Here is a 24,140-nt window from a genome sequence, read left to right on the forward strand (position 1 = left end):
GCATGTCAGCCGCAGAATATGAAGGAACCGCAGTGCCACCGCAATCGCTCAAAACCGCAGCCGCCAGGCAGACACCGGCACTCCCGAAGGTTGACGACGGCAAGATCGACTTCGATACGATAGAGGCGCTGTTCTTCGCGTATCGCGATTTCGTCTCCGATCCAGATGTCATTCTTTCGAAACTGGAATATGGGCGCGCGCATCACCGGGTGGTCTATTTCGTCAGCAGGCAGCCCGGCATGACGGTGGCGGATCTGCTCGACACCCTGCAGATCACCAAGCAGAGCCTTGCCCGCGTGCTCAAGCAATTGATCGACGACGGTTATATCCGCCAGATGGCTGGCCCGGAAGACCGCCGCCAGCGCAGGCTCTATCCGACGCTGACAGGGCGCGAACTGGCGCTGGCGCTGAGCGAGCCGCAGTCGCGCCGGATCGACCGTGCGCTGGAAGGGCTTGGACCCGACGCCCGCGCTTGCGTTCGCAAGTTTCTGGCGCAGATGCGCAGCCCGACACCGGGGGAAGGCGACTGACGATGGCCACGGCAACGACAAAACTCCCGCCCGCTGATGACGATGCGGCCCACCTTCTGATCGTCGATGACGACGCCCGCATTCGCAATCTTCTGCAACGTTTCCTCGGCGACAAGGGATACCGCATCTCCGTCGCAGCCGATGCGGCAGAAGCCCGGCGCAAGATGGTCGGCATCCGTTTCGACCTTCTCATTCTCGACGTGATGATGCCGGGGGAAAACGGGCTTTCGCTCACCCGGTCGCTGAATGAGAACAAATCCGTGCCGGTCATTCTCCTGACCGCCCGCTCGGAGGCGGATTCCCGAATTGCTGGGCTGGAAGCCGGCGCGGATGATTATCTCGCGAAGCCTTTCGATCCGCGCGAACTTGTCCTTCGTATCAACAACATCCTGCGGCGCAACACTTCGCCGGATACGCCCAAGATCGAACAGATCATGTTCGGCCCCTACAGCTTCTCTATCCCCAGGAAGGAATTGCGGCGCGGCGCTGAAACGATCCGCCTGACGGATCGCGAACAGGAGATCATGCTGCTCTTTGCGCTTCGCGCCGGCGATACCATTCCACGGCACGAGCTGGTCGAGGCGGAATCCGAAGTGGGCGAAAGAACAATCGACGTGCAGATCAACCGCCTTCGCCGAAAGATCGAGGACGACCCTGCCAACCCGGTCTATCTGCAAACGGTGCGTGGCATCGGCTACCGCCTGAGCGTGGATTGACAAGGACAAACGAAAGGCGGGCGCACAGCCATGGCGAGCCTCGATTTTCTAATCACTGTCAGGAATAGCGGCGTAGCGAAGACCTGGCGCGCATTTACCAGATGGCTTCGCCACTGGCTGCCCACCGGGCTTTATACGCGCTCGCTGCTGATCATCATCCTGCCGATGATCCTGCTTCAGGGCGTTGTCGCGGCCGTTTTCATGGAGCGTCACTGGCAGCTGGTTACCGAGCGCCTTTCCTCAGCCGTAACGCGCGACATCGCAGCGATCATCGAGCTTCTGCAAACTGATGAGGAAGAAGACGACTATCAGCGCGTCATCCGCATCGCTCGCGAGAAGCTGGGCCTCAGCATCTACATCGAGCCGAAGGCCGATTTGCCGGCCCCGAGACCAGAACCGTTGTTTTCCATTCTGGATACGATCCTCGCCAATCAGCTGACCCAGCAAATCGGCCGGCCATTCTGGATCGATACTTATGGCAACGGCTCCTTGGTGGAAATACGTGTCCAGCTCGAAGACAAGACGCTCCGCGTCTTTACCAGCCGCAGCGCCGCTTATGCCTCCAACACGCATATCTTCCTTGTCTGGATGGTCGGTGCATCGCTGGTCCTGATCGCCATTTCCATCCTGTTTCTGCGCGGGCAGATCAAGCCTATCGAAGCGCTTGCCAAGGCGGCCGAAAATTTCGGCAGGGGCCAGAAGATCAGCGCCTATTCCCCACGCGGCGCAGACGAGGTGCGGCGGGCGGGACTTGCCTTCATATTGATGCGCGAACGCATCGAGCGGCAGATGGAACAGCGCACTGCCATGCTGAACGGTGTCAGCCACGACCTGCGCACCATCCTCACCCGTTTCAAGCTGCAACTCGCGCTTGCCGGCGACAATCCTGATCTGGAAGGGTTGGACAAGGATGTCGAGGATATGCAGTCGATGCTGGAGGCCTACCTCACCTTTGCCCGCACCGATGTCGAGGAGGATGTCGGCACGCTGGAGCTTCCGGCACTTCTGGAAAAAATCGACTATGATTTCGAGCTGCACGGCAAAAAATTCAGCTATGAGCTTTATAATATCGACCAGATCATCGCGCGCCCGAATGCCCTCTCCCGCCTCGTCGCCAATCTCGCGGAGAATGCCCGGCGCTATGCCAGCAAGCTCCATATCGACATCCGCAAGGCGCCACGCTCCATCATCATGACGTTTGATGATGACGGGCCGGGTATCCCGGAAGCGTCAAGGGAGGATGTCTTCAAGCCGTTCTTCCGGCTGGACGAGGCACGCAACCTCAACGCCTCTGGCACCGGGCTCGGCCTCTCCATCGTCCGCGACATCGCCCGCAGCCATGGCGGTGACGTATCGCTGGACGACAGCCCGATGGGCGGATTGCGGGTAATCGTCAAAATTCCGGCGTAGAGCAGCGGAGAGAAAAATGTGATGCGGCTCGCCCGCATCCGTCATTCCAGCCTTGAACCGGAATGACGGAGAAAGAGTGTCAGCCTGCGCAATCTTCGGGTTGCGTGTTGTTGCGCTTTCTCAGCACATTTTCTCGCCGTTCGGCACCGGCCGCTCGACCGCGGCAAGCACGATGTCGCCGTTGCCATCGGCAAACCCCAGTGTCAGAACTTCGGAGCGGAACGGGCCAATCTGGCGCGGCGGAAAATTCACCACACCCAGCACCTGCCGGCCGATCAGACTTTCCGGTGTATAGTGCACCGTGATTTGCGCCGAGGATTTCTTGATGCCGATCTCGGGGCCGAAATCGATCTTCACCTTGATCGCCGGCTTGCGTGCTTCCGGAAAAGGCTCTGCCTCAACGATCGTGCCGACACGGATATCGACCTTCTCGAAATCGGCATAGGAAATTTCACTGCTCATGCCCTGCTCCCGCCAGCCTGCTCGTCTTCAACCAGCCAGTTCTTCGGCGCGATTTTTCGCCGCAGCGATCGCCTTGTCAAACAGGGGCTGCATACCGTCTTCGGCCATCAGCACCGAAAGTGCGGCGGCCGTTGTACCGCCCGGCGAGGTCACGTTCTGGCGCAGGCGCGCCGCCTCGTCAGAAGACTGATGCAGGAGTTCGCCCGCACCGGCCACGGTTTCACGCGCCAGCCGCATGGCTATATCCGCCGGCAGACCTGCCTTGCGACCGGCTTCCGCCATGCATTCAACCAGATAGAAGACATAGGCCGGACCGCTTCCCGAAACCGCGGTAACCGCGTCGATATCGCTTTCGGTTTCCACCCATTCGACCGGACCGCTGACCTTCAGCAATCCATCCACCACGGCCTTTAGCGCCGGCGTCACCAATTCGTTGGCATAGGCGCCCGTCACGCCACGGCCAACCATGGCCGGCGTGTTCGGCATGGCCCGCACGGCGGCGACAGAGCCGAAATGCGAAACGAAAGTGCCGATGGTGGTGCCGGCCGCAATCGAAACCACGACGGTCTCGGGTCCGAGCAAGGGCTTGAGGGAGGGTAGCACTGCTTCCATCATCTGCGGTTTTACCGCGACAAACAGAATGCCCGCCTTCACGCCGTCAGGCACGCTTTCGCTATGCGTGGCGCCCGCTTCCGCAATTGTCGTGCGCATGGCGTCGGAGGGGCGCGGATCGATGACGATAACCTGCGAACCCGGCACGCCCTTTTTCAGCCAGCCCGAAAGCAAAGCGCCGCCCATATTGCCCGCCCCAACGAGGACGAGAGGACCGGAAGCCCTGTAGACCATTTTCAAGCTTCTCCGACGGTCTCGAACATGACCGCTTCAATTGCACTTTTCGCATCCAGCCCCGACCATACGACGAACTGGAATGCCTGATAATATTGTTCGCATGCCTCAAGCGCGCTGGAAAGCAGCACTTCCACCTGCTGGTTGTTAGGCTCCGCACCGCCAGCCAGAAGCAGCGACTGGCGGAAGATCACAACATCTTCCTGCCGCCACAGATCGAAATGCCCCATCAGTACCTGGCCGTTGACCTGAGACAACAGGCGAATGACTTCGTTGACGCGCTGATCGGGCACCTTGATGTCGAAGGCGCAGGCCAGATGCAATGCCTCGAAATCTTCCATCCAGGAAAAGGAAACGTGATAATCGGCCCAGTGGCCCGCCACCGTCATGGCGACCTCGTCTTCGCCGGAACGTTCGAACGACCAGTCGTTCGAGGCGGCGACAATCTCGATCATGTCCACGGGATTGGACTGGCGCTCAATTTCAAATTCTATCAGGCTCATGCGGCACCTTCTCATCCGGTATGGATGTTCTGTTTTGAACGCCGGGCACAAAACGCACACACAAACCGGATTCAACACTTGAGACGATTGCCCGACACCAACAGAGTTACACATTCACCCTGTGTGGAGCTTACCAGGTTCGTTTCGAATCATCATTTAAAATCAGTGTATAATGGCCGAGTCCTGCTGCCACCCCTCGGGCAGCATTTTTACTTTTTGAACAGTGGATATCTTCTCCCCCATCACCTCAGGCGAGATACATAAGCGACTCTGGCAATTGCGTTTTTTGGAAGTGTCCACAGGCCTCAAAAAATTAACGATGGAGGCAGGTCCGGATCGACAGGGAATAATTTCGGGTTGCATGGCCCGCAAACAAAAAGTCCCGGAATCGCAGGCGATCCGGGACCTCTTGATGAAAAAGCGCGAAAAGAATCAATCCTTGGCAGCAGAAAGCTTTGCTTCCAGAGCCTCGATGCGAGCGCGCAACGCATCGTTTTCATCGCGCGCCTTGATCGCCATCTCGCGCACCGCGTCGAATTCCTCGCGCTTGACCACGTCGAGGCTGTTCAGCCAGCGATCCGCCTGTGCGTGCAAGGCAGCCTCGGCCTCCTTGCGCATTCCCTGCGCAGCGCCCGCCGCATCGGTCATCAGCTTGGCGAATTCATCCAGAAAACGATTGGTGCCTGTCGTGCTCATGGCCCTGTTCCTTCGTCGGTTCAGGGAGCGTTCCGTTCCCTGCTGTTGATGCCTTTCAGGTAGGCACTCGACAGCCGCCTTGCAAGCAAAATCGAAAAATCCACATGGCCTGCAATGGCCTTCGGCATCGCAAAGCCTCCCTTGAAGAATAATCTTGACCGGCGCTGCGGCAATCGCCATTTTCCTCGCGTAAAGAGACCGGAGAGCATCATCGCCCGGCTCCTTGAGGCAATGGGTCATTCTGTTGTCCGCCCAGCAACGATGACGGAATATACGGATTGTTAGCCGCTCCCACCCAACTTGCCATCATGCCATTTCCGAATATCGATCCGGTTGCCCTGTCTCTCGGGCCTCTGGCGATCCATTGGTACGGCATTGCCTATGTCGCCGGCATCATGCTCGGCTGGTTTTATGCCCGCCGCCTTGCGCTTACGCCTCGCCTGTGGCCAAACGATACATCGCCAATCTCGGCGCAGCATCTTGACGACTTCATCCTGTGGGCAGCCGGCGGGATCGTGCTTGGCGGGCGCATCGGCTACATCCTGTTTTACGATCTTGGCGCCGTCGCCGCAAACCCTATAAGAGCACTTGAGATATGGAACGGCGGCATGTCGTTCCATGGCGGCCTGATCGGCACGACCATCGCCATGATCCTCTTCGCCCGCAAGAACGGCATTCCTGTCTGGAGCATGTTCGATATCATCGCAGCCGTCGCACCTGTCGGCCTGCTGTTCGGACGCATCGCCAATTTCATCAATGGCGAATTGTGGGGACGTATCGCCGACGTTCCCTGGGCCGTCGTGTTCCCGACCGGCGGGCCGTTTGCGCGTCACCCCAGCCAGCTTTACGAAGCGGGACTTGAAGGCCTCGTTCTCCTCGTCATTCTGGCGGTCACCATCTACGTTTTCAGGGCGCTCAAGACACCTGGCATCGTAACCGGCATCTTCGTTTGCGGTTATGCGCTGTCGCGCATCTTCGTGGAATTCTTCCGCGAGCCGGACGCCCAGATCGGTTATCTCGCGGGCAACTGGCTGACCATGGGCATGGTACTCTCCACGCCGATGTTCCTTCTTGGCCTCTGGGCCGTCTTGCGTGCGCGACGCGCGAAAATACGCGCTTAAGCGGAATGGCCTGCCATGACGACACCGCTTGCGCAACGCATCAAATCCCTCATCCGCCTGAACGGCCCGCTCAGCGTCACCGATTTCTTCTCGCTTTGCCTTGCCGATCCTGAACACGGTTATTACCGGAGCCGCGAGCCTTTTGGCCGATCGGGTGATTTCATCACCGCTCCGGAAGTCAGTCAGCTTTTCGGCGAAATGCTCGGCGTTTTCGTGGTTCACGCCTGGCAGCGCCATGGCGCACCCGCAGATATTCGTCTGGTGGAAATCGGCCCCGGCCGCGGCACCATGATGTCTGACATGCTGCGCGTCATCCGCCGCATCGCCCCACCACTTTACGAGACGATGCGGGTGCATCTGGTGGAGACCAGCCCTCGCCTTTGCGCCATCCAGAAAGAGACGCTTGTTGCGCATGCCGAACGGCTGACATGGCATGACAGTTTCGATGCGGTGCCGGAAGGTTTCCTGCTCCTCGTCGCCAACGAGCTTTTCGACGCCATCCCAATCCGCCAATTCGTGAAAACGCCGCAGGGTTTCCGCGAACGGGTGGTCAGTCTTGGTACCGATGGTGAACTGGTCTTCTCGACTGGGCTTGCCGGCATCGACCCGGCTCTGCTGCCGCCCGGCCCGGAACGGCAGCCGATAGGCAGCATATTCGAGATATCACCCGCCCGCGAAGCCGTAATGACCGCAATCTGCCTGCGCCTGGCCGCATATGGCGGCACCGCACTCGCGATCGACTACGGCCATCTGGTCGCCGGATATGGCGACACATTGCAGGCCATGCGCAACCATGCCTTCGACCCACCGCTTTCTCATCCCGGGCAAGCCGATCTGACCAGCCATGTCGATTTCGAAAGCCTTATCAGGACGGCTGAGGCAAACGGCGTTCATGTCAACGGCGGCATCAGGCAGGGCGACTTTCTTTATGGTCTTGGCCTGAAGGAACGGGCAACCGCCCTTGCCGCGAAAGCTACACCCGACCAGACGCTTGAAATCGCCGAAGCGGTCAACCGTCTCGCTGGCGAAGGGGCTGGGAGGATGGGGGAACTTTTCAAGGTCATCGCCGTTTCAAGTCCCGCGCTCCATCTCATGCCGTTTCGCGCGGTGGATTGACAGTGCAATCACCTCTGGGCCAACATCGGCCCAGAACGAAGCAAGCGAACGCAGACACACTGCACCAGACAAACGCCGCGCAACGCCGCGGCAACAGGAAACATCTCGCTTAACGCATCCCACTGGCCAACAGCGACATTCTCCAAGGAACTCCCGCACCATGCAGAACGAAACGCTGCCGCTCCCCATCCAGAGCCCCCTGCTTGCCGCCTTGAGTGAAAACCGTGTCCGTCACGGTTTCTTCACCCGGCAAGGCGGTGTCTCCGAGGGGCTTTATCAGGGCCTCAATGTCGGCCTCGGTTCGAATGACGAGCCGGAACTGGTGCAGGAAAACCGCCGGCGCGTCACGCAATGGTTCGGCTTGTCTCCGGAACGTCTCGCCACCGTGCATCAGGTCCATTCTCCTGATGTCCTTGTGGTCGATGAAAGCTATGACGGCAGCCGCCCGCAGGCCGATGCGATGGTAACGTCGACACCGGGTTTCGTGCTCGGCGTTCTGAGCGCCGATTGCGGCCCGATCCTTTTTGCGGACGCTGAAGCGGGCGTTGTGGGTGCCGCCCATGCCGGCTGGAAGGGTGCATTGTTCGGCGTGCTCGAAAACACGATCGAGACCATGAGAAAGCTGGGCGCCAGCCGCGAGCGCATCTCCGCCTCCCTCGGCCCCTCCATCAGCCAGGCCAATTATGAGGTCGGGCCTGAATATGTGGCGCGCTTCACCGATTTCGATCCTGCCTATGCGGTCTATTTCACCGCTTCGGACAAAGGCGGCCATGCGCTATTCGACCTCAAGCAATTTACGGTGGACCGGCTGGTCAATGCGGGCGTTAGAGCGGAAAACCTCGGCCTATGCACCTATCCTGATGAAGAACGCTTCTATTCCTACCGCCGCACGACCCACCGTGCCGAGCCCGACTACGGGCGGCAGATTTCCGCAATCGCAATTCTGGAGGACTAAATGGCCCTGCACTTCGAGCTCTCGGAATTCGATGCCCGCCGCGAACGGCTGATTGCGAAGATGGCGGAAGAGAAGCTGGACGCCATTCTGCTTTTCGCCCAGGAAAGCATGTACTGGCTTACCGGCTATGACACCTTCGGCTACTGCTTCTTCCAGACGCTGGTGGTCAAGTCGGACGGCTCCATGATGCTTCTGACCCGTTCGGCGGATATGCGGCAGGCCCGGAATACTTCGACGATCGAAAATATTCTCGTCTGGGTCGACCGGCCCAATGCCGACCCGACGCTCGATCTTAAGAACCTCCTCAGCGATCTCGATCTCCTTGGCGCCAAGATCGGCGTGGAATACGACACCCACGGCATGACCGGGCGCGTCGCCCGCTTGCTGGACAACCAGCTTGCCAGCTTCTGCCAGATGATCGACGCCTCCTATCTGGTCAGCAGCTTGCGGCTCATCAAGAGCCCAGCCGAGATCGCCTATGCGAGGAAGGCAGGCAGACTTGCGGACGAGGCTCTGGACGCTGCACTGGAACTCATCAAGCCCGGTGCGGACGAAGCCGCGATCCTCTCGGCAATGCAGGGAGCGGTTCTGGCCGGCGGCGGTGACTATCCCGCCAATGAATTCATCATCGGCTCCGGCGCGGACGCGCTGCTGTGCCGTTACAAGGCCGGGCGCCGCAGGCTCGATGACAAGGATCAGTTGACGCTGGAATGGGCGGGTGTCAGCGCCCACTACCACGCCGCCATGATGCGCACGGTGGTGATCGGCGAACAGGACTTCCGCCAGAAGGAGCTTTACAGCGCCTGCCTGCAAAACCTCACCGACATCGAAGAAGTGCTGCGGCCCGGCAAGACCTTCGGCGATGTCTTCGACGTGCACGCCCGCGTCATGGACGAGCGTGGACTGACCCGCCATCGCCTGAACTCCTGCGGTTATTCGCTGGGCGCGCGTTTCTCACCGTCATGGATGGAGCATCAGATGTTCCATGCCGGCAACTCTCAGGAAATCGCCAGCGACATGACCCTGTTCGTGCACATGATCGTGATGGATTCCGATTCCGGCACCGCCATGACCCTCGGCCAGACCTACCTCACCACGCAAGGCGCGCCGGAACCGCTCTCGCGCCATAGCCTCGATCTTCTCACAGCTTAAATCTGCACCGGGTTTGACAGAGCGGGAAAACCGGCCCTACATTGCCGCCACCTTGGGCAAGAAGGAGCGGAACATGAGAGGAAACGTCGCATGAGCCGGACGGGGTTTACCCGCCCTTTCCAGACGTTTGTCGTTTCGGTCCTCGTCATTCCGGCGCTGGCGTTGACCCTGTCGGCCTGCAACACCACGGAGGCGCTGACGCCGCAGGTGAATGTCGGCCACAATAGCTCGCAATCGACACCGGTGACGCAGGGCGATCTCGACCAGATGGCTGCCGCCGCCGACCGCGCGCCCGCAGGCGCACCGGCAACCGCCTCTTCCGTGCCCGCTTACGCACCGCAGAACTCCCTGCAGGCGCAGGCACAGGCGCTTTCCAACGGCAATGAGTACGGCGAACCTCTTGGTCAGACCCAGTCTACCGGACAATCTGCAGGCCACTCACCCGCCAGCACCCAGCCGCCGCCTCCACAGCAGACGGCTGCACTTGCCCCCGCCGCTTCCGGCAATACCATCCGCTTCCTGCCGATCATCGGCGCGCCCGTTCAGGCCGTTACGCCGCTTTCGCGGCAACTGGGCGCCGAGGCGCGGGCAAAGGGGCTGACAATCCGCGCCTCTAACGACAATTCGGCAGAGAACATCCTCAAGGGATATTTCTCCGCCTTCGCCGATGGCAGCAAGGTCAACATCATCTACGTCTGGGACGTTCTGGATGCCAATGGTGTCAGGCTCCATCGCCTGCAGGGGCAGGAAACGGTGGCAGCCAAGGGCAGCGATCCCTGGGCCGCCGCGACCGACAGGGTCATGCAGGATATCGCCGCAAAAACGCTCAACGAGTATTCGTCATGGAAGCAGTCTCAAAGGGGATGAGATGAAACGGCGGAAGAAGTCACAGAGATTTCATGAAAATCATTGCGAAAGCACGGAGTCCTCTTGCAATCGGAAGCAACAACGCTATTAAGGCGCGCATGGCAACAAGGCGTATCCGGCAAAGGCTTTTCAGCCGGATGTTCCTCCCCTTGAACGACGCTTGGTTACGGCAGACACTTTCCCGTGGCGCAAGGCGATTGCATGGAAACAGGCGGGCGCAATGAAGGTTTTCGCAGGCAATTCGAACCGGCACCTTGCCGAAGCGATCTGCAAGTATCTCAACGTTCCCTTGGGAAATGCCACCGTAAAGCGGTTTGCTGACCAGGAAATTTTCGTAGAAATCAGTGAAAACGTACGCGGGGAGGACGTTTTTCTCGTCCAGTCCACTTCGTTTCCGGCAAACGATCATCTGATGGAACTGCTCATCATGATCGATGCCATGCGCCGCTCCTCGGCAAAACGCATCACGGCAGTACTTCCCTATTTCGGTTACGCCCGCCAGGATCGCAAAGCCGGCCCCCGCACACCGATTTCCGCCAAGCTCGTCGCCAACCTGATCACCGAAGCCGGCGCCGACCGCGTTCTGACGCTCGATCTTCACGCCGGCCAGATCCAGGGCTTTTTCGATATTCCGACCGACAACCTCTTCGCAGCGCCCATTCTGGCCCGCGATATCAAGGACCACTACGACACCAACAACGTCATGGTCGTTTCGCCTGACGTTGGCGGTGTGGTGCGTGCACGTGCCCTGTCGAAGCGTCTGGACTGTCTGCTGGCCATCGTCGACAAACGCCGTGACCGTCCGGGTGAATCCGAAGTCATGAACGTCATCGGCGACGTATCCGGCAAGGACTGCATCCTGATCGACGATATCATCGATTCCGGCGGCACGCTCTGCAATGCTGCCGAAGCGCTGTTGAAAAAGGGCGCAACCAGCGTCACCGCCTATATCACGCACGGCGTGCTTTCCGGCGGCGCCGTTGCCCGCGTGGCCTCATCGAAGCTGCGCGAACTCGTCATCACCGACAGCATCCAGCCGACCACCAGCGTCCAGTCCGCGCACAATATCCGCGTGATCAGCACTGCGGGCCTTCTGGGCGAAGCGATCAACCGCACCGCGCAGGAACAGTCGGTTTCCGGCCTGTTCGACTGAAGCAATCGTTTCTCTCGTACATCTGCAAAATCACGGCATCCGCATACCGCCACCCCGGATTTAGTCCGGGGTCCAGTTCGATCAAGCCTTTGATCGCGTAAGATCCTTTATTACGGCGCGTCCGCGCCGTGGCTGGATGCTGGTTAAAGTTTGGCATGATGAGAAGAAAGCTTATCAATTTTGCCAGCTATCTCAGCATCCGCAGAGATCGCAGCACTCCATCTGCACCACTCAGGAAGATGCCGTGCCCGCATCCGGCGGTCGTTGCAGCCGTGTGGCGGCGGCCTTGATTTTCGGCCACCAGCGCCGAGCGCGGGTGCGAACAGCATGGCTGCCATTGCGCCAAAGGCTGATGGCATCGGCCGTAACGGCATCGCCGGTAAATAGATGACGATGACGGGCAATTGCCAGCGCCCGGTAAAGGAACAGCGTCGTCAGTGCGGAAAACAGCACGGACATCACCACATCGCTGAGAAAATGCCCGCCAGCTGCAATACGCAGACCGGACATGAGGATGATGGCGCCGGCGGCAGTGCTGCCCATGAAAAGACGCCCGCCCCATTGCAGGCGGTTCCAGACAAGCGCGCAGAGCGGCAGGAAAAAGCTCGCTATGAGCGCCGTTTCCCCGGAGGAAAACGAACAGTTTGAATAACATTGCGTGCTGAACTGGAAAGGCGGCGTAAAAAGCTGATGTCCACCGAAATCGCTGACGCTGAACGGGCGGGCGCGGCCGATATTGGCCTTCAGCACCCCGTTTACCAGAAGCCCGGCGCAGAGCACCACAGGCCCGCAGAGAAAGGCCCAGACGCGCCAGCCGGTGCGCTGCAGCGCGCCCAGCCTGATGTTGCCGACCAGAACGATGAAGGCCAGAAGTGCGGCCAGTTCCGTTAACTCCCGCAACGTATCGCGAAACCATTCCGGAACCGGCAGGCTTCCAGCCCACAGGCGCGCTTCGGGCGAGAAAAACAGGGAAGAAAACTCGAGGTCGATGGACGGGAAGGTCGCGAACAGGATGACGAGCGCCAATGTGGCGAACGTAACCCAGATCGTGATCCGCATATGCGAAAGATCATTGTCCATCGGCAACCCTCGGGATGCATTGTGGCGGCAGACGCCAGAGACCAATTTCCTTGCCCTCGAACGAGCCCGGCCCGGCAACCCAGGTCGACAGCGGCGCCTCGCCATTGAGACAGCCCGGCAGGCTGTCCGCCCTCGCAAGATAGACGGGATTTGTCGCCTCTCCGGCTTTCAGCGGGTAAAGAAGCGCGTAGTGGCTGGAAGGAACGCCGGTTTCAGGCAGAGCGCGCGGCATGAGCAGCTTTTCGTCCCGCAGCTGATAAAAGAGTTCGGCCAGAATGGAGCGATCTGCAGCGACGATTGCATCCGCCCCCGCCTCTCGCGCCCTTGAAAGGCCGGTCGACACAAGCTCCGAGCTGCCGAGATAACGCTTCATCGCCAGGTCGCCATTCGGCAAGCGCAATTCCGTTCCGGCAATCGTCATCAACGGCAGTGCGATGGCAACGATGCCGCCGAGCACAAGGGTGGAGACGGTAAGCCAGCGCCGGGATGCCAGGACAGGCACCGCCAGAAGCACGCCCGCGGCATAAGCCCCCACCGCCCAGTTGGCGAGCGCCCGCGACATCAGCCCCTGTGCCGTGATCAGAAGCACGATCGGTACCGAAAGGGCGACAAGCGCCCGGGTTTCAGCGGTTTTGGCCCTGAACGTCGCGACGATCATGCCGATGAAGACGAACGGCCCGACAACACCCGCCTGCGAGAAGAAGAACTCGAGCGCCGGACCAATTTTCAGCTTAACGCCATGCCAGTTGGCATTGTCCGCCGTGTGGCGCGCGGTCATGAAATCATGCGCAGCATTCCACCAAAGATTGGGAGCGATGACGGCGGCGCAGACAACTACAGCAATACCGGCGTCACGCCAACGGATGCGCCAGCCCACGCACAGCCAGCCGGCAGCGATGAAGCAGGGCAGAAAATAGATCATCGCATATTTAGACATCAGCCCGAGGCCGAAGCTTAGACCGAGCGCAATGCTCCAGAGCATCGCGGACACACCGGCAGCGCGTGCTTCCGCAAGCTTGCGCACGCAGATCATCGACAGCACGATGAACAGCATCATCGGCGTATCGGTCGAGATCAGAAGACTGCCGAGCGTCACGGCGGGCAGCGTCAGATAGATGACGGCAGCCAGCGAGGCGAGCTTCGCATCATAGATCATGCGCCCGAGCGCAAGGATCGCCGCGGCCGCTATGCCATGGATGACCGGCGCGGCGAGCCGCACGTCGAAGGTGCTCTCGCCGCCGCTCAGAGTGGTGGCGGCGCGAATGATCCAGCCGATCAGCGGTGGCTTGGAATAGGCGCCGAACGCCATCTCCCGGCCCCACAGCCAATATTGCGCCTCATCAACGAAAAGATCGGTGCGGTTGAAAGCAAGCCCGACGACGCGCAGCACGGTGACGAGCACGATTGCCGCAAGCGCAAACGTCATCCATTGGCGCTGCTCATTCGCCTGCGCGTAAGGCAGAGCTGCGGCCTCATGCATGCTGGCGGCGTTCTGCATGGATCAACCAGAGATTTCGGGCATAAATGAACAGGCCGGAGGCCTGTCCCAGAATGAAAACGGGATCGCGACGCCAGATCGCGTATAATAGCAGCACAAGGCCGCCGACGATGGAGAAATACCAGAAGGCTACCGGAATGACCGAGCGGTTCGCCCGTTCCGACGAAATCCATTGAACCAGAAAACGCATGGTAAACAGCATCTGGCCCATAAAGCCGGTGCAGACCCAGAGAAATTCCTTCCAGCTGTTCACATGCAGCATGGACCATAAGGCCGGTGCGTTCACGGCGATGTCTCCGTTTTGAAGGTTTCGGCCCAACTTGCCCGCTTGCGCCGCCGCAACAGCCAGGCAACGCCGATCAGGTCGTGGATGCCGACAAGCGCGCGGCCGATATTGGTGTAATGGGAATTGCCATGAAGGCGCGCCCGGTGCGTGACGTCGACATGGGCAACCTGCCAGCCGTCGCGATTGAAGAGCGCCGGAAAATAGCGGTGGTGGTGATCGAAATAGGGCAAGGCGAGATAGGCGTCGCGACGGAAAGCCTTGAGGCCGCAGCCGGTATCCCGCGTGCCGTCCTTCAATATCCGCGCCCGCAAGCCATTGGCGAAGCGGGAGGAAAGACGTTTTGCAAGCGTATCGCGCCGGCCGACGCGCTGGCCGGCCACGAGCGCAAGCCGGCTCGGCGCGTTCGTGGCAAGAAGCGGCGCAAGAAGCGCCGGCAGATTGTCCGGCGGGTTCTGCCCGTCTCCGTCAAGCATACAGACAACCGGCGCGCGCGCTGCCTGCACACCGCTGTGGATCGCAGCCGATTGCCCGCCCTGCCGGTCATGCCGCACCAGCCGCAGCATCGGATAACGCCCGGCAAGCGAAAGCGCCACATCCGCCGTGCGATCGGAAGATGCGTCGTCCACCACGATAATCTCGAACGGACCGACCGGCTGGCAGGCAGCAACGATTTCAGCGACAAGCGTTTCAACGCTCGCTTCCTCATTGTGCATGGGTACGATAACCGCGAAATCCGGAATCGATCTCAAAGGGGCTCCGTCATATCCATCCGCGGGTGTTCCGCAAACATCGTCGATAGTGGCAAGAGCAGGAGCGCGAAAAGCTTGCATGAATATGAACAGCCGTTGAACTTCGCACGGTATGCGCCCGTTCCATTGCAGTTTTATTACGGAGAATGGCCGGCCAGGGCCTTGGATTTTTTCACGGTATGCGGGAAATAATCATACAATTCCCCGCCAAGCTTAACCCGACCGTAAACAATTGTTGCGACGGTACCGCAACGTTCTTTTGGGGGGAGGAAACAGGATGCCGGGTGCAAATCCGACTGCTGTCAAAGCTAAATCATTGTCAATCAAGGCCAAATTCGCAGCGCTCGTCACGGGCGCGACGCTGGTTTCGTGCCTGGCCGTTGGGCTGCTGTCATACGAAATGGGCAAGTCCGGCCTGATCGACGCCAGCAAGATCAGGCTCGAGACGGTTGCGGGAAACCAGTCCAAACAGCTTGATGCCTATACGCTGCGCGTCGAACAAAGCATTTCCGAGCTGTCGCAGAACGCTGCGATCGCTCAGGCGCTGGAAACCATGACCACGGTCGTACCGACGGAAAAGGATGCGATCATTCAGGCATTCCGCCGCGAGGGCGTATCCGAGGAGGAGCGCGCCTCCTTCAACGGTGAAGGCTTGCGGCTGCTCTATGCCATTCGCCACGCCACGATCAACGCGGCCATCGCCAGCGTCTGGCGCAACACCCGGGTCAGCGACATCTACGTCATCGACAAGGCAGGCCTCATTATCTATTCCGTGACCAAGGGCAAGAACTTCCTGACCAATGTGACGGAACCGCAAAACAGCGCGATCAAGGAATTGTTCGACCGCATCGAGGCCGGCAAGGACGGTGTCATCAGCACAACTGGGTTTAGCGATGGCGGCACCAATGACTCGGCCCTGATCGGCATGCCGCTTGCGGTCTCGAACTGGGGCCAGTTGCAGCGCAAGGGCGCCGTCGTCATGCGCATTTCCGCAGACCGTATCGGTGCGGTGGTAACACCTGAGGAAACCGGCAAGTCCATTGACGACGCCGTTCTTCTGAGCGCTGAAGGCAAACTTCGCGCGGGCGTGCTCTCCGGTGGGGCTGGTGTCGCCGTTTCCGAAAGTCTCGTGGCACTTACAGGTGCCAGCGAAGCCGGAACGGTCATGGCGAAGACCCCTGCGGGCAGCATCTTCTACGCCTATCGTCCGGTCTCCGTTTTCGGACAGAAGCATCTTCTGGCCATCGGCCAGCAGGAGGGCAAGGTGCTGGCAGCGGCCAATGATCTCGCCTTCTGGGCAACGCTTGCAACACTTGCGGTGCTTGCCGTCATGACACTCATCGGCATTTTCGTTTCCGCCAGCCTGACCAAGCCGCTGACCGGCCTTGCCGGGTTGATGGAACGTCTGAACGGTGGTGACCATAATATTGAGATCAAGGCCGTTTCCCGTGGCGACGAAATCGGCACCATGGCGCGCGCACTGGAATCCTTCCGCCAGGGCATTCTCGACAAGCAGCGCATGGAAACCGAGTCCCATCGCAAAAGCGAGGAACTGGACGAGGAACGTGCCCAGCGTGAGATGGAAAAGGCAAGAAGTGCAAAGGAGCTGGAAGAAGCAGTCGATGCGCTTGCGACCGGCCTTGCCAATCTTGCTGCGGGCAGGCTCGATCTTCGCATTGAAAAGCCTTTCGTGCCGTCGCTCGACCATCTGCGCGTCGATTTCAACAACTCCATAGCGGGGCTGGATGCGACGATCTCAAGCATCGGCGAAAGCGCCAATGCCATCCGCTCCGGCTCCGGCGAGCTGAAAAGCGCATCGGAAGATCTGTCGCGGCGCACGGAACGCCAGGCGGCCGCCCTAGAGGAAGCAGCCGCCGCACTTGGCGACATGACGCAGGCCGTCAACGTTTCCCTCTCCCGCTGCGACGTCGCAGTCGGAACGACGGCGGAAACCATGCAGGATGCCCATAAATCCACCGCTGTCGTCAAAGAAGCAATCGTCGCCATGGAGCGTATCGAGACGTCGTCGTCCAAGATCCGCCAGATCATCGACGTCATCGACCAGATCGCCTTCCAGACCAATCTCCTGGCGCTGAACGCCGGGGTTGAGGCCGCCCGCGCCGGTGAGGCCGGAAAGGGCTTTGCGGTCGTGGCACAGGAAGTGCGGGAACTCGCGCAGAAATCGGCGGCTGCCGCACGGGATATCACGACGCTCATCGCCACCTCTGCCGGCGATGTGGAAAGTGGCGTGGCACTGGTGCTGAAAACTGGAGAAAGCCTCGAGCAGATCCAGAAACGCATCCAGTCGGTCAACGATCAGATCGGTGAAATCGCCACAGCATCGCGCGAACAATCCGGCCGCCTCGGCGAAATCAACGCCTCCGTCAACGAACTCGATCATGTAACGCAGCAGAATGCGGCGATGGTGGAGGAAACGACGGCTGCGGCCTTCTCGCTCGCAAGCGAAGCTGATGGCCTGACCGAACAGGTGGGCCAGTTCTCCGTAGGTGCCACCCGAAACCGCGACCAGCGTTACGCGGCATAGTCCGCAGTAAAAAAGGCCGGAGGCAAAACCTCCGGCCTTTTATTTTTGCTGAACTTCATCCGGGTTCCCAGGGACCGAAGCCCCTGGGAACTCGCCGGCGGCCGGAAATCAGGACGATCCGTCGCCGGCTTCCGGGGAGGAACTCAGAAGAAGCCAACCTTGTTCGGGCTGTAGGATACGAGCAGGTTCTTGGTCTGCTGATAGTGATCGAGCATCATCTTGTGGGTCTCGCGACCAATGCCCGACTGCTTGTAACCACCAAAGGCGGCACCGGCCGGATAGACGTGGTAGCAATTGGTCCACACGCGGCCCGCTTCGATGCCACGGCCAGCGCGATAGGCGATATTGGTATCGCGGCTCCAGACGCCAGCGCCAAGACCGTAAACCGTGTCATTGGCGATTTCGAGCGCTTCTTCCACCGTCTTGAAGGTGGTGACCGAAACGACAGGACCGAAGATTTCCTCCTGGAAAACCCGCATCTTGTTGTTGCCTTCGAAGACCGTCGGCTGAATGTAATAACCGTCCTTAAGATCGCCCGTGAGCGTCTTGCGGTCACCGCCAGTCAGAACCTTTGCGCCTTCCTTCTTGCCGATATCCAGATAGCGCATGATCTTGTCGAACTGTTCCTGCGAGGCCTGCGCACCCAGCATGGTCGACGGATTGAGCGGGTCGTCCTGGCTGATGGCCTGAACGCGCTTGATCGCCTTTTCCATAAAGCGGTCGTAGATCGATTCATGCACCAGCGCACGCGACGGGCATGTGCAGACTTCGCCCTGATTAAGCGCGAAGAAGGCGAAACCTTCAAGCGCCTTGTCAAGGAAAGCGTCGTCTTCATTCATCACATCGGCAAAGAAGATGTTCGGCGACTTGCCGCCCAGTTCCAGCGTGATGTTTGTGACATTGTCGGCCGCATAACGCATGATTTCCTTGCCAACCGGGGTGGAGCCGGTGAAGGCGATCTTGGCGATGCGCTTGCTCTGCGCCAGCGGCTTGCCCGCTTCAACACCAGTGCCGTTGACGATGTTGAGCACGCCCGGCGGCAGCAGGTCTTCGATAAGCTCCATCACCACCAGAATAGAAGCAGGCGTCTGTTCCGCCGGCTTCAGTACCACGCAGTTGCCGGCGGCGAGTGCCGGCGCAAGTTTCCATGCGGCCATCAGGATCGGGAAGTTCCACGGAATAATCTGGCCGACGACGCCGAGAGGCTCATGGAAATGATAAGCGACCGTGTCATTGTCGATTTCGCCGATCGTGCCTTCCTGCGCGCGGATGCAGCCCGCGAAATAGCGGAAATGGTCGATCGTCAGCGGAATATCCGCATTGGTGGTCTCGCGTAGCGGCTTGCCGTTATCCCAGGTTTCGGCCCGTGCGATGAGATCTAGATTGTCCTCGATGCGCTGGGCAATCTTGAGCAGGATGTTGGAACGTTCGGTAACGCTCGTCTTGCCCCACTTCTCCCGCGCCTGGTGGGCGGCATCCAGTGCGAGTTCGATATCGGCCGCATCGGAGCGCGGAACCTCACAAATCTTGTGACCCGTTACCGGCGACAGATTGTCCATGTAGCGGCCGGATTTCGGCTCCACCCATTTGCCGCCAATGAAATTTCCGTATTTCAGCTTGAAGGGCGCTTCGCCAGCTTTGTGCTGAACCTGAATATTCATGATTTCATCCTCCCTGATGAAAACGATCCGCGACGGACCGCATGACAGGAAGGTGGGCCTAGATGATCGTGGCGGGTAGTGGCACCGCGCGGTTCCGCAGCGCACATTGTCTCACATCTGCGACAAACCCGCTCCGATCCCGCTGAATTGAGCGGGTATCGTCTCGGGTAGCCTCAATGCACGTCGAATTTCTTCATCTTGCGATGAAGCGTGGCGCGGCTGATGCCGAGCAGGGACGCGGCCTGCGTGACATTGCCATTGGTGCGCGACAGAACCCGGCGCAAAGCCGAACGTTCCGCCTCCTCAAGATCGGAACCGCCGTCGTGACGCTGTTCCTGCAAGACATCGGCGGCGGGCAGCCCCTGCGCAATGCGATGGTCATCGAGCTTCAGCGCAAGCCGCGCCGCGCGCGTCGCCCCAAGCACGAGATCGTCCTGATCGACGGCAAGCAATGAAAGTGCCGGACTGAAACCCGTAGGCACCACGACGATGCGCGCGCCGGGAAAGGCCCGGCGGAAGAGATTGCCCTCGATACGCTGGGCCGCATCCCGCACCGCCTGCGTGACGAAAGAAAACGTCATTTCGTTGATATCGTCGCGGCACGTGGAAATATCGAGAGCGCCCGTCACCCGGCCGGTATGGTCGCGGATCGGGGCCGTGGTGCAGCAGAGTTCCGTGTTCGATGTGAAGAAGTGCTGATCGCGATAGACCACCACCGAACGCTCGTCGGCAAGTGCCGTTCCAATACCGTTGGTTCCGACGCTCGCTTCGCTCCAGACGGCGCCGGACCAGAGACCGAGCGCCCGGAAATCACGATCGTCGCCGGCAGCACCCCGGCGCTCCAGCGCGACGCCCTGGGCGTCGGTCAAAAGCAGGCAGCAGCCGGATTTGCCGACACTGTGAAAAATGCGGTCGAGTTCATCCGTGCTTTCGGCAATCAGGCCCGCCGCACTTTCGCGTGCGCGGCGGAATTCGACGTCGGTAAGAAAGATCGGCTTGCGGTTTTCCTCCGGCGCAAGACGGTGCGTGACCATGCAACGGCGCCATGAGGCGATAATCGGAGAACTTGCGGCTGCGGAACGTTGGCGCGCTGTTTCATACACGCGGTCCGCATGGGCGATGTCTGTCGGCATTCGCTCCTCCCAAAGCTTTTCGGCAATGGTGCGCTGGAAGCGTTCACGTTTCAACTAAAAACTTTGCGACCTGCATCCGTCAGCGCAACCGCGGGCTGCGCCTGATATCATACCGCCTTGAAATAGCGTTGGCCGGTGGTGGTGACCTCCGGCTCGTCCTCCGTCGAGAGGAACGTGTCGTCGACGAGATTGGCGATGGAGGTCAAGGGACCGGGCCTGCCGAAGAAGAAGCCCTGCACCTGCAGGCAGCCTTCGCGGCGAAGGAACTCGATATGGGCCTTCGTCTCGACACCTTCCGCAAGCACCGGAATATTGAGGCTATGCGCCAGAATGAGCGTGGAGCGAACGATCGCCTCCGACTGCACATTGGTCGACAGGCCATCGATAAATGCCCGGTCGATCTTGATCTTGTCGAAGGGAAAGCTCTGCAGGGTCGACAGGGAGGAATAGCCCGTGCCGTAATCGTCCATGGCGATCTTGACGCCGAGCGCCTTGAGTTTGCGGATCGTGATCAGCGCGTGGCGGTGGTCGGCGATGATGCTGCCTTCGGTGATTTCAAGCTCAAGCCTCTCAGGCGCAAGCGCCGTCTCCCTAAGAATCTTCTCGACCTTCTCGGGGAAATCATTGTCCGCAAGCTGCTGCGGGGCGACATTGACGGCGATGGAAAGCGATTTTTTCCAGAGAGCCGCCTGCGCGCAGGCTTCGCGCAGAACCCATTCGCCCAATTCGACGATAAAGCCGGTCTGCTCCGCGATCGGAATGAATTCGACGGGCGAGATCATACCGCGTTCCGGATGTTTCCAGCGCAACAGCGCCTCGAAACCGACGATGCTGCCGCTCTTGGTATCATTCTGCTGCTGGTAATAAAGCTCGAACTCGCTGTTGGCGAGACCGCTGCGCATGGCCACGGCAAGCGCGTTGCGTTCGCGTGCGGCTTCATCCATGGACTTGTCGTAAAAGCAGATCGTGTCGGAATTCCCGCCTTTTGCCCGATACATGGCGACATCGGCCTGCGCCATCAGCGTGTCGGCGTCAATGGCGCCGGTATTGCGCACCGATATGCCCACACTCGCGCCGACCGAAAATGTCTGCCCATTCCATTCGACCGGCCTGCTGATCTGCTCGATCAGCCGCTGGGCGAATTCCGCACCATCGGCGCGGGTATAATAGGAATGGGTCATCGCCACGAATTCATCCCCGCCCATACGCGCCAGAAACTCCCCGGCTTTCAGAACGGAACTTGCGCGGTCGGCAATGGCGCGCAGCACGGCATCGCCCGCCGCATGGCCGTGAACGTCGTTGATTTCCTTGAAGCGGTTGAGATCGATGGACAAAAGCGCCGTGTGCGCGCCCATGGAGAGATGGCGCGTGCGGCGGTTGAGATGTTCGATAAATGCCGCGCGGTTCGGAATGCCCGTCAGCGGATCGTGCAACGAAAGATGACGATAGCGGGCGACCGCCTGCTGGGTGGACTGGGCGTCGATGACATAGGTGGAAAGCCCGAGCGCCAGCAGGAGAAGCGTCACGGCGATGGCGCCCCCACCCATGATGGCGGGCGGCAGCAGACTTTCCGAAATGACGATGCGCGGATCGAACTCGAACAACATCGAGGCCATGCCGGTGTAATGCATGGAGGCGATGGCCAGGATCAGGAACGCAACCGAGCTATATTGGCAAAACCGGTTGACTGGGCGCGCGATGCGATTGACCGCGAGCGCACCGAATACAGCCCCGAGCACCAGCGAAGCGATGACGTAGGTCTGGTTCCAGAAAATCATGCCCTGTATCTGATAGGCAGCCATGCCGGTATAATGCATGGCCGCAATACCGAGACCGACTGTCGCACCACCCGCTTCCACCAGGGCTGTGCGTCCGCCATAGGCGGAAATGGCAAAGCCGGTTGTCGTTGTAGCAATGGCGATAAGAAGCGAAAGCCCGGTCAGATAGGGATCGTACCCCACCTCCCCGGCAGCGACATAACCCAGCATCGCCACGAAATGGGTGGTCCATATCGCCGACCCACCATTGACACCAGCCAGAAACAGCCAGTTGACCTTTTGCCAACCCCTCGCCTGACGCGCCCTCGAGAAAAGACGCATCGTGACGAAGCTTCCCAGCATGCAGACGAGGACCGCTGCTGTGGTGTATCGGAAGTCATGATCGACGGTAAGGCACTGGAGAACTTTAAGCATTGTCATCTACGCAATTGGAATTCCAGGCAGCCTTATCACTTGCCAAGTTTGCAGCCGGTTTATATGAATGGATAAGCATATATTAAAAGTTGCAATGCACGAGTGAATTAGACAAGTCTAATAAAATCACAGCATAGCATCCGTGGAAAACGGCCGCTCTTGTCTTTGTCTTCCGTTTGTATTATAGCGCCCGCACCCGTGTAGACACCCTTGGAGGCAACGCGGGCGAGATGGCTTTTAGCCTCTCCAGTTCAGCGCCCGCGGGCATGAACTCTCCATATAACCTCGAAAGGAATTGCCATGAGCAAAGAATCGTATGAGCTCAAGGCCGAGGCGCGCGAACGAGTTGGTAAGGGGTCCTCTCGTGAACTTCGCCGCAACGGTTTGATTCCCGCTGTCATCTATGGTGACAAGCAGGCCCCCATTTCCATCGCTCTGTCGACCAACGAAGTAACCAAGCGTATCCACGCTGGCGGCTTCATGACGACTGTGGCGGTAATCGACGTCGACGGCAAGAAGATCAAGGTCCTGCCGAAGGACTACCAGCTTGATCCGGTCCGCGACTTCACCATGCACGTCGACTTCCTGCGCGTTTCGGGCAACACGCTCGTCAACGTTGAAGTTCCGGTTCACTTCGAAAACGAAGAAAAGTCGGAAATCAAGATCGGCGGCGTTCTGAACATCGTTCGCCACACGGTGGAATTCCACTGCCCGGCCAACGACATTCCGGAATTCATCACGGTTGATCTCTCCGGTCTGAAGATCGGCGACAGCGTTCACATTTCGAATGTGAAGCTGCCGAAGAACATCTCGCCTGTAATCGCCGACCGTGACTTCACGATCGCAACGATCGTTGCTCCGGCTGGCGGCGTTGCTGAAGAAGAAGAAGAAGCCGGCGAAGCTTCTGAATAATAATCTGCGGCCATAAAGCCAGATAGATTTGAGCTAAAAGGCCCGTTCCGTTTTTCGGTACGGGCCTTTTAGTTTTTATGAACTTTAAAAGCAAAAACCTCTCGCCGCGTGCAGGATGCCGGTCCCGTTTCAGCGTGAATTAACAATTCCATGAAACGATGCCCATTGCGTTATCGTGAAAACACCGGACGGGTTGAAGAAATACAGTGAGGATACAAGGCCGTTGCCGAAAACCTCAAGGATGTCTCTCCGGACGGGGCGGAAACGGGGCGCAGTTATCTGGGGTAGAGGGTACTGCAATAGAACATGGCTCATTCCGTCGAAAGTCGCTTTATCGCGATTGTTTCCGGTGCACTTCTCACAGTGGTCGCCCCGCTTTTCACCCTTTTGCTGACCCTCTCCTATCACGAGGCTATCCGTAGCCAGCGCAATCACCTTGAGATTCTGCTGTCAACCAATGCGCAGGCGCTTGCCCGCCCGCTATGGGATCTCGACGACGACACCATAAATCAGATTACCGGCACCCTCGTTTCCGACCCCGTGATCCGCATGGTCGA

Annotated in this window: 23 protein-coding genes and 1 pseudogene; 12 read left to right on the top strand and 12 right to left on the bottom strand. The window is 59.5% G+C overall.

The window, feature by feature from the left end; genetic code table 11:
- Positions 1–2 precede the first annotated feature (2 nt).
- The 3 genes from T18_RS16990 to T18_RS17000 are packed head-to-tail and all read left to right on the top strand — an operon-like array spanning position 3 to position 2,656.
- Positions 3–530: a MarR family winged helix-turn-helix transcriptional regulator gene (locus tag T18_RS16990; RefSeq protein WP_003513440.1), complete on the top strand. Its 528-nt coding sequence runs from the start codon at positions 3–5 to the stop codon at positions 528–530.
- 2 nt (positions 531–532) lie between these two features.
- On the top strand, positions 533–1,246 hold the full coding sequence (locus tag T18_RS16995; RefSeq protein WP_003513441.1) for a response regulator: 714 nt from the start codon (positions 533–535) through the stop codon (positions 1,244–1,246).
- Between the two features lie 30 nt (positions 1,247–1,276).
- A complete protein-coding gene (locus tag T18_RS17000) occupies positions 1,277–2,656 on the top strand; it encodes an ATP-binding protein (protein WP_003513442.1) in 1,380 nt (459 codons plus the stop codon).
- A gap of 120 nt (positions 2,657–2,776) precedes the next feature.
- Here the strand turns inward: T18_RS17000 and T18_RS17005 are convergent, their stop codons facing one another.
- The 5 genes from T18_RS17005 to T18_RS27265 all read right to left on the bottom strand — a co-directional run bounded on the left by T18_RS17005 (position 2,777) and on the right by T18_RS27265 (position 5,375).
- Complete coding sequence (locus tag T18_RS17005; protein ID WP_003513443.1) at positions 2,777–3,118, bottom strand: tRNA-binding protein; 342 nt, start codon at positions 3,116–3,118, stop codon at positions 2,777–2,779.
- A gap of 27 nt (positions 3,119–3,145) precedes the next feature.
- Entirely contained in the window at positions 3,146–3,964 is an 819-nt protein-coding gene (gene proC / locus T18_RS17010) for a pyrroline-5-carboxylate reductase (RefSeq protein ID WP_013636581.1), read from the bottom strand.
- A gap of 2 nt (positions 3,965–3,966) precedes the next feature.
- Positions 3,967–4,467: a YbjN domain-containing protein gene (locus tag T18_RS17015; protein WP_038491753.1), complete on the bottom strand. Its 501-nt coding sequence runs from the start codon at positions 4,465–4,467 to the stop codon at positions 3,967–3,969.
- A 432-nt stretch (positions 4,468–4,899) separates the two neighbouring features.
- Positions 4,900–5,163 (bottom strand): accessory factor UbiK family protein, encoded by a 264-nt coding sequence (locus T18_RS17020; RefSeq protein WP_003513446.1) that lies wholly within the window; start codon positions 5,161–5,163, stop codon positions 4,900–4,902.
- Between the two features lie 20 nt (positions 5,164–5,183).
- Complete coding sequence (locus T18_RS27265) at positions 5,184–5,375, bottom strand: hypothetical protein (protein WP_139322513.1); 192 nt, start codon at positions 5,373–5,375, stop codon at positions 5,184–5,186.
- 96 nt (positions 5,376–5,471) lie between these two features.
- Between T18_RS27265 and lgt the strand changes: the two genes are divergently transcribed.
- The 6 genes from lgt (at position 5,472) to T18_RS17050 (ending at position 11,527) form a co-directional block, all read left to right on the top strand.
- Positions 5,472–6,284 (top strand): prolipoprotein diacylglyceryl transferase, encoded by an 813-nt coding sequence (lgt, locus tag T18_RS17025; RefSeq protein WP_029658791.1) that lies wholly within the window; start codon positions 5,472–5,474, stop codon positions 6,282–6,284.
- A gap of 15 nt (positions 6,285–6,299) precedes the next feature.
- Positions 6,300–7,400 carry a class I SAM-dependent methyltransferase gene (locus tag T18_RS17030; protein ID WP_038491756.1) on the top strand — a complete coding sequence of 367 codons (1,101 nt, stop codon included), beginning with the start codon at positions 6,300–6,302 and terminating at the stop codon, positions 7,398–7,400.
- Positions 7,401–7,560: 160 nt separating this feature from the next.
- Entirely contained in the window at positions 7,561–8,355 is a 795-nt protein-coding gene (gene pgeF, locus T18_RS17035) for a peptidoglycan editing factor PgeF (RefSeq protein WP_038491758.1), read from the top strand.
- A complete protein-coding gene (locus T18_RS17040; RefSeq protein ID WP_038491760.1) occupies positions 8,356–9,507 on the top strand; it encodes a M24 family metallopeptidase in 1,152 nt (383 codons plus the stop codon).
- 90 nt (positions 9,508–9,597) lie between these two features.
- Positions 9,598–10,374, top strand: a complete 777-nt coding sequence (locus T18_RS17045; RefSeq protein WP_038491763.1) for a hypothetical protein — start codon at positions 9,598–9,600, stop codon at positions 10,372–10,374.
- Positions 10,375–10,594: 220 nt separating this feature from the next.
- A complete protein-coding gene (locus tag T18_RS17050) occupies positions 10,595–11,527 on the top strand; it encodes a ribose-phosphate pyrophosphokinase (RefSeq protein ID WP_003513466.1) in 933 nt (310 codons plus the stop codon).
- A gap of 231 nt (positions 11,528–11,758) precedes the next feature.
- Here the strand turns inward: T18_RS17050 and T18_RS17055 are convergent, their stop codons facing one another.
- Genes T18_RS17055 through T18_RS17070 form a run of 4 tightly spaced genes read right to left on the bottom strand, consistent with a single transcriptional unit; the run spans position 11,759 to position 15,227 of the window.
- On the bottom strand, positions 11,759–12,607 hold the full coding sequence (locus tag T18_RS17055) for a phosphatase PAP2 family protein (protein ID WP_003513468.1): 849 nt from the start codon (positions 12,605–12,607) through the stop codon (positions 11,759–11,761).
- A complete protein-coding gene (locus T18_RS17060; RefSeq protein WP_038491766.1) occupies positions 12,597–14,105 on the bottom strand; it encodes an ArnT family glycosyltransferase in 1,509 nt (502 codons plus the stop codon). Before T18_RS17060 ends, T18_RS17055 begins: the two co-directional genes overlap by 11 nt.
- On the bottom strand, positions 14,080–14,367 hold the full coding sequence (locus tag T18_RS17065) for a lipid-A-disaccharide synthase N-terminal domain-containing protein (RefSeq protein ID WP_019565216.1): 288 nt from the start codon (positions 14,365–14,367) through the stop codon (positions 14,080–14,082). Before T18_RS17065 ends, T18_RS17060 begins: the two co-directional genes overlap by 26 nt.
- A gap of 20 nt (positions 14,368–14,387) precedes the next feature.
- Positions 14,388–15,227 carry a glycosyltransferase family 2 protein gene (locus tag T18_RS17070; protein WP_038491769.1) on the bottom strand — a complete coding sequence of 280 codons (840 nt, stop codon included), beginning with the start codon at positions 15,225–15,227 and terminating at the stop codon, positions 14,388–14,390.
- 190 nt (positions 15,228–15,417) lie between these two features.
- Here T18_RS17070 and T18_RS17075 point away from each other — a divergent pair, with 190 nt between their 5' ends.
- Positions 15,418–17,685, top strand: a complete 2,268-nt coding sequence (locus T18_RS17075; protein ID WP_038491772.1) for a methyl-accepting chemotaxis protein — start codon at positions 15,418–15,420, stop codon at positions 17,683–17,685.
- A gap of 143 nt (positions 17,686–17,828) precedes the next feature.
- On the opposite strand, the gene adh is transcribed toward T18_RS17075, so the two are convergent.
- The 3 genes from adh to T18_RS17090 all read right to left on the bottom strand — a co-directional run bounded on the left by adh (position 17,829) and on the right by T18_RS17090 (position 22,671).
- Positions 17,829–19,346 carry an aldehyde dehydrogenase gene (adh, locus tag T18_RS17080; RefSeq protein WP_003513477.1) on the bottom strand — a complete coding sequence of 506 codons (1,518 nt, stop codon included), beginning with the start codon at positions 19,344–19,346 and terminating at the stop codon, positions 17,829–17,831.
- A gap of 173 nt (positions 19,347–19,519) precedes the next feature.
- Entirely contained in the window at positions 19,520–20,479 is a 960-nt protein-coding gene (locus T18_RS17085; protein WP_013636592.1) for a helix-turn-helix domain-containing protein, read from the bottom strand.
- Positions 20,480–20,586: 107 nt separating this feature from the next.
- Positions 20,587–22,671 (bottom strand): putative bifunctional diguanylate cyclase/phosphodiesterase, encoded by a 2,085-nt coding sequence (locus T18_RS17090; RefSeq protein WP_026330768.1) that lies wholly within the window; start codon positions 22,669–22,671, stop codon positions 20,587–20,589.
- Between the two features lie 300 nt (positions 22,672–22,971).
- Here T18_RS17090 and T18_RS17095 point away from each other — a divergent pair, with 300 nt between their 5' ends.
- Complete coding sequence (locus T18_RS17095; RefSeq protein WP_013636594.1) at positions 22,972–23,583, top strand: 50S ribosomal protein L25/general stress protein Ctc; 612 nt, start codon at positions 22,972–22,974, stop codon at positions 23,581–23,583.
- A gap of 306 nt (positions 23,584–23,889) precedes the next feature.
- Positions 23,890–24,140, top strand: a pseudogene (locus T18_RS27760) (diguanylate cyclase); the annotation flags it as partial.

The organism is Rhizobium sp. TBD182 (genome assembly GCF_001950375.1).
In the GTDB taxonomy this organism is placed as follows: Bacteria; Pseudomonadota; Alphaproteobacteria; order Rhizobiales; family Rhizobiaceae; genus Agrobacterium; species Agrobacterium tumefaciens.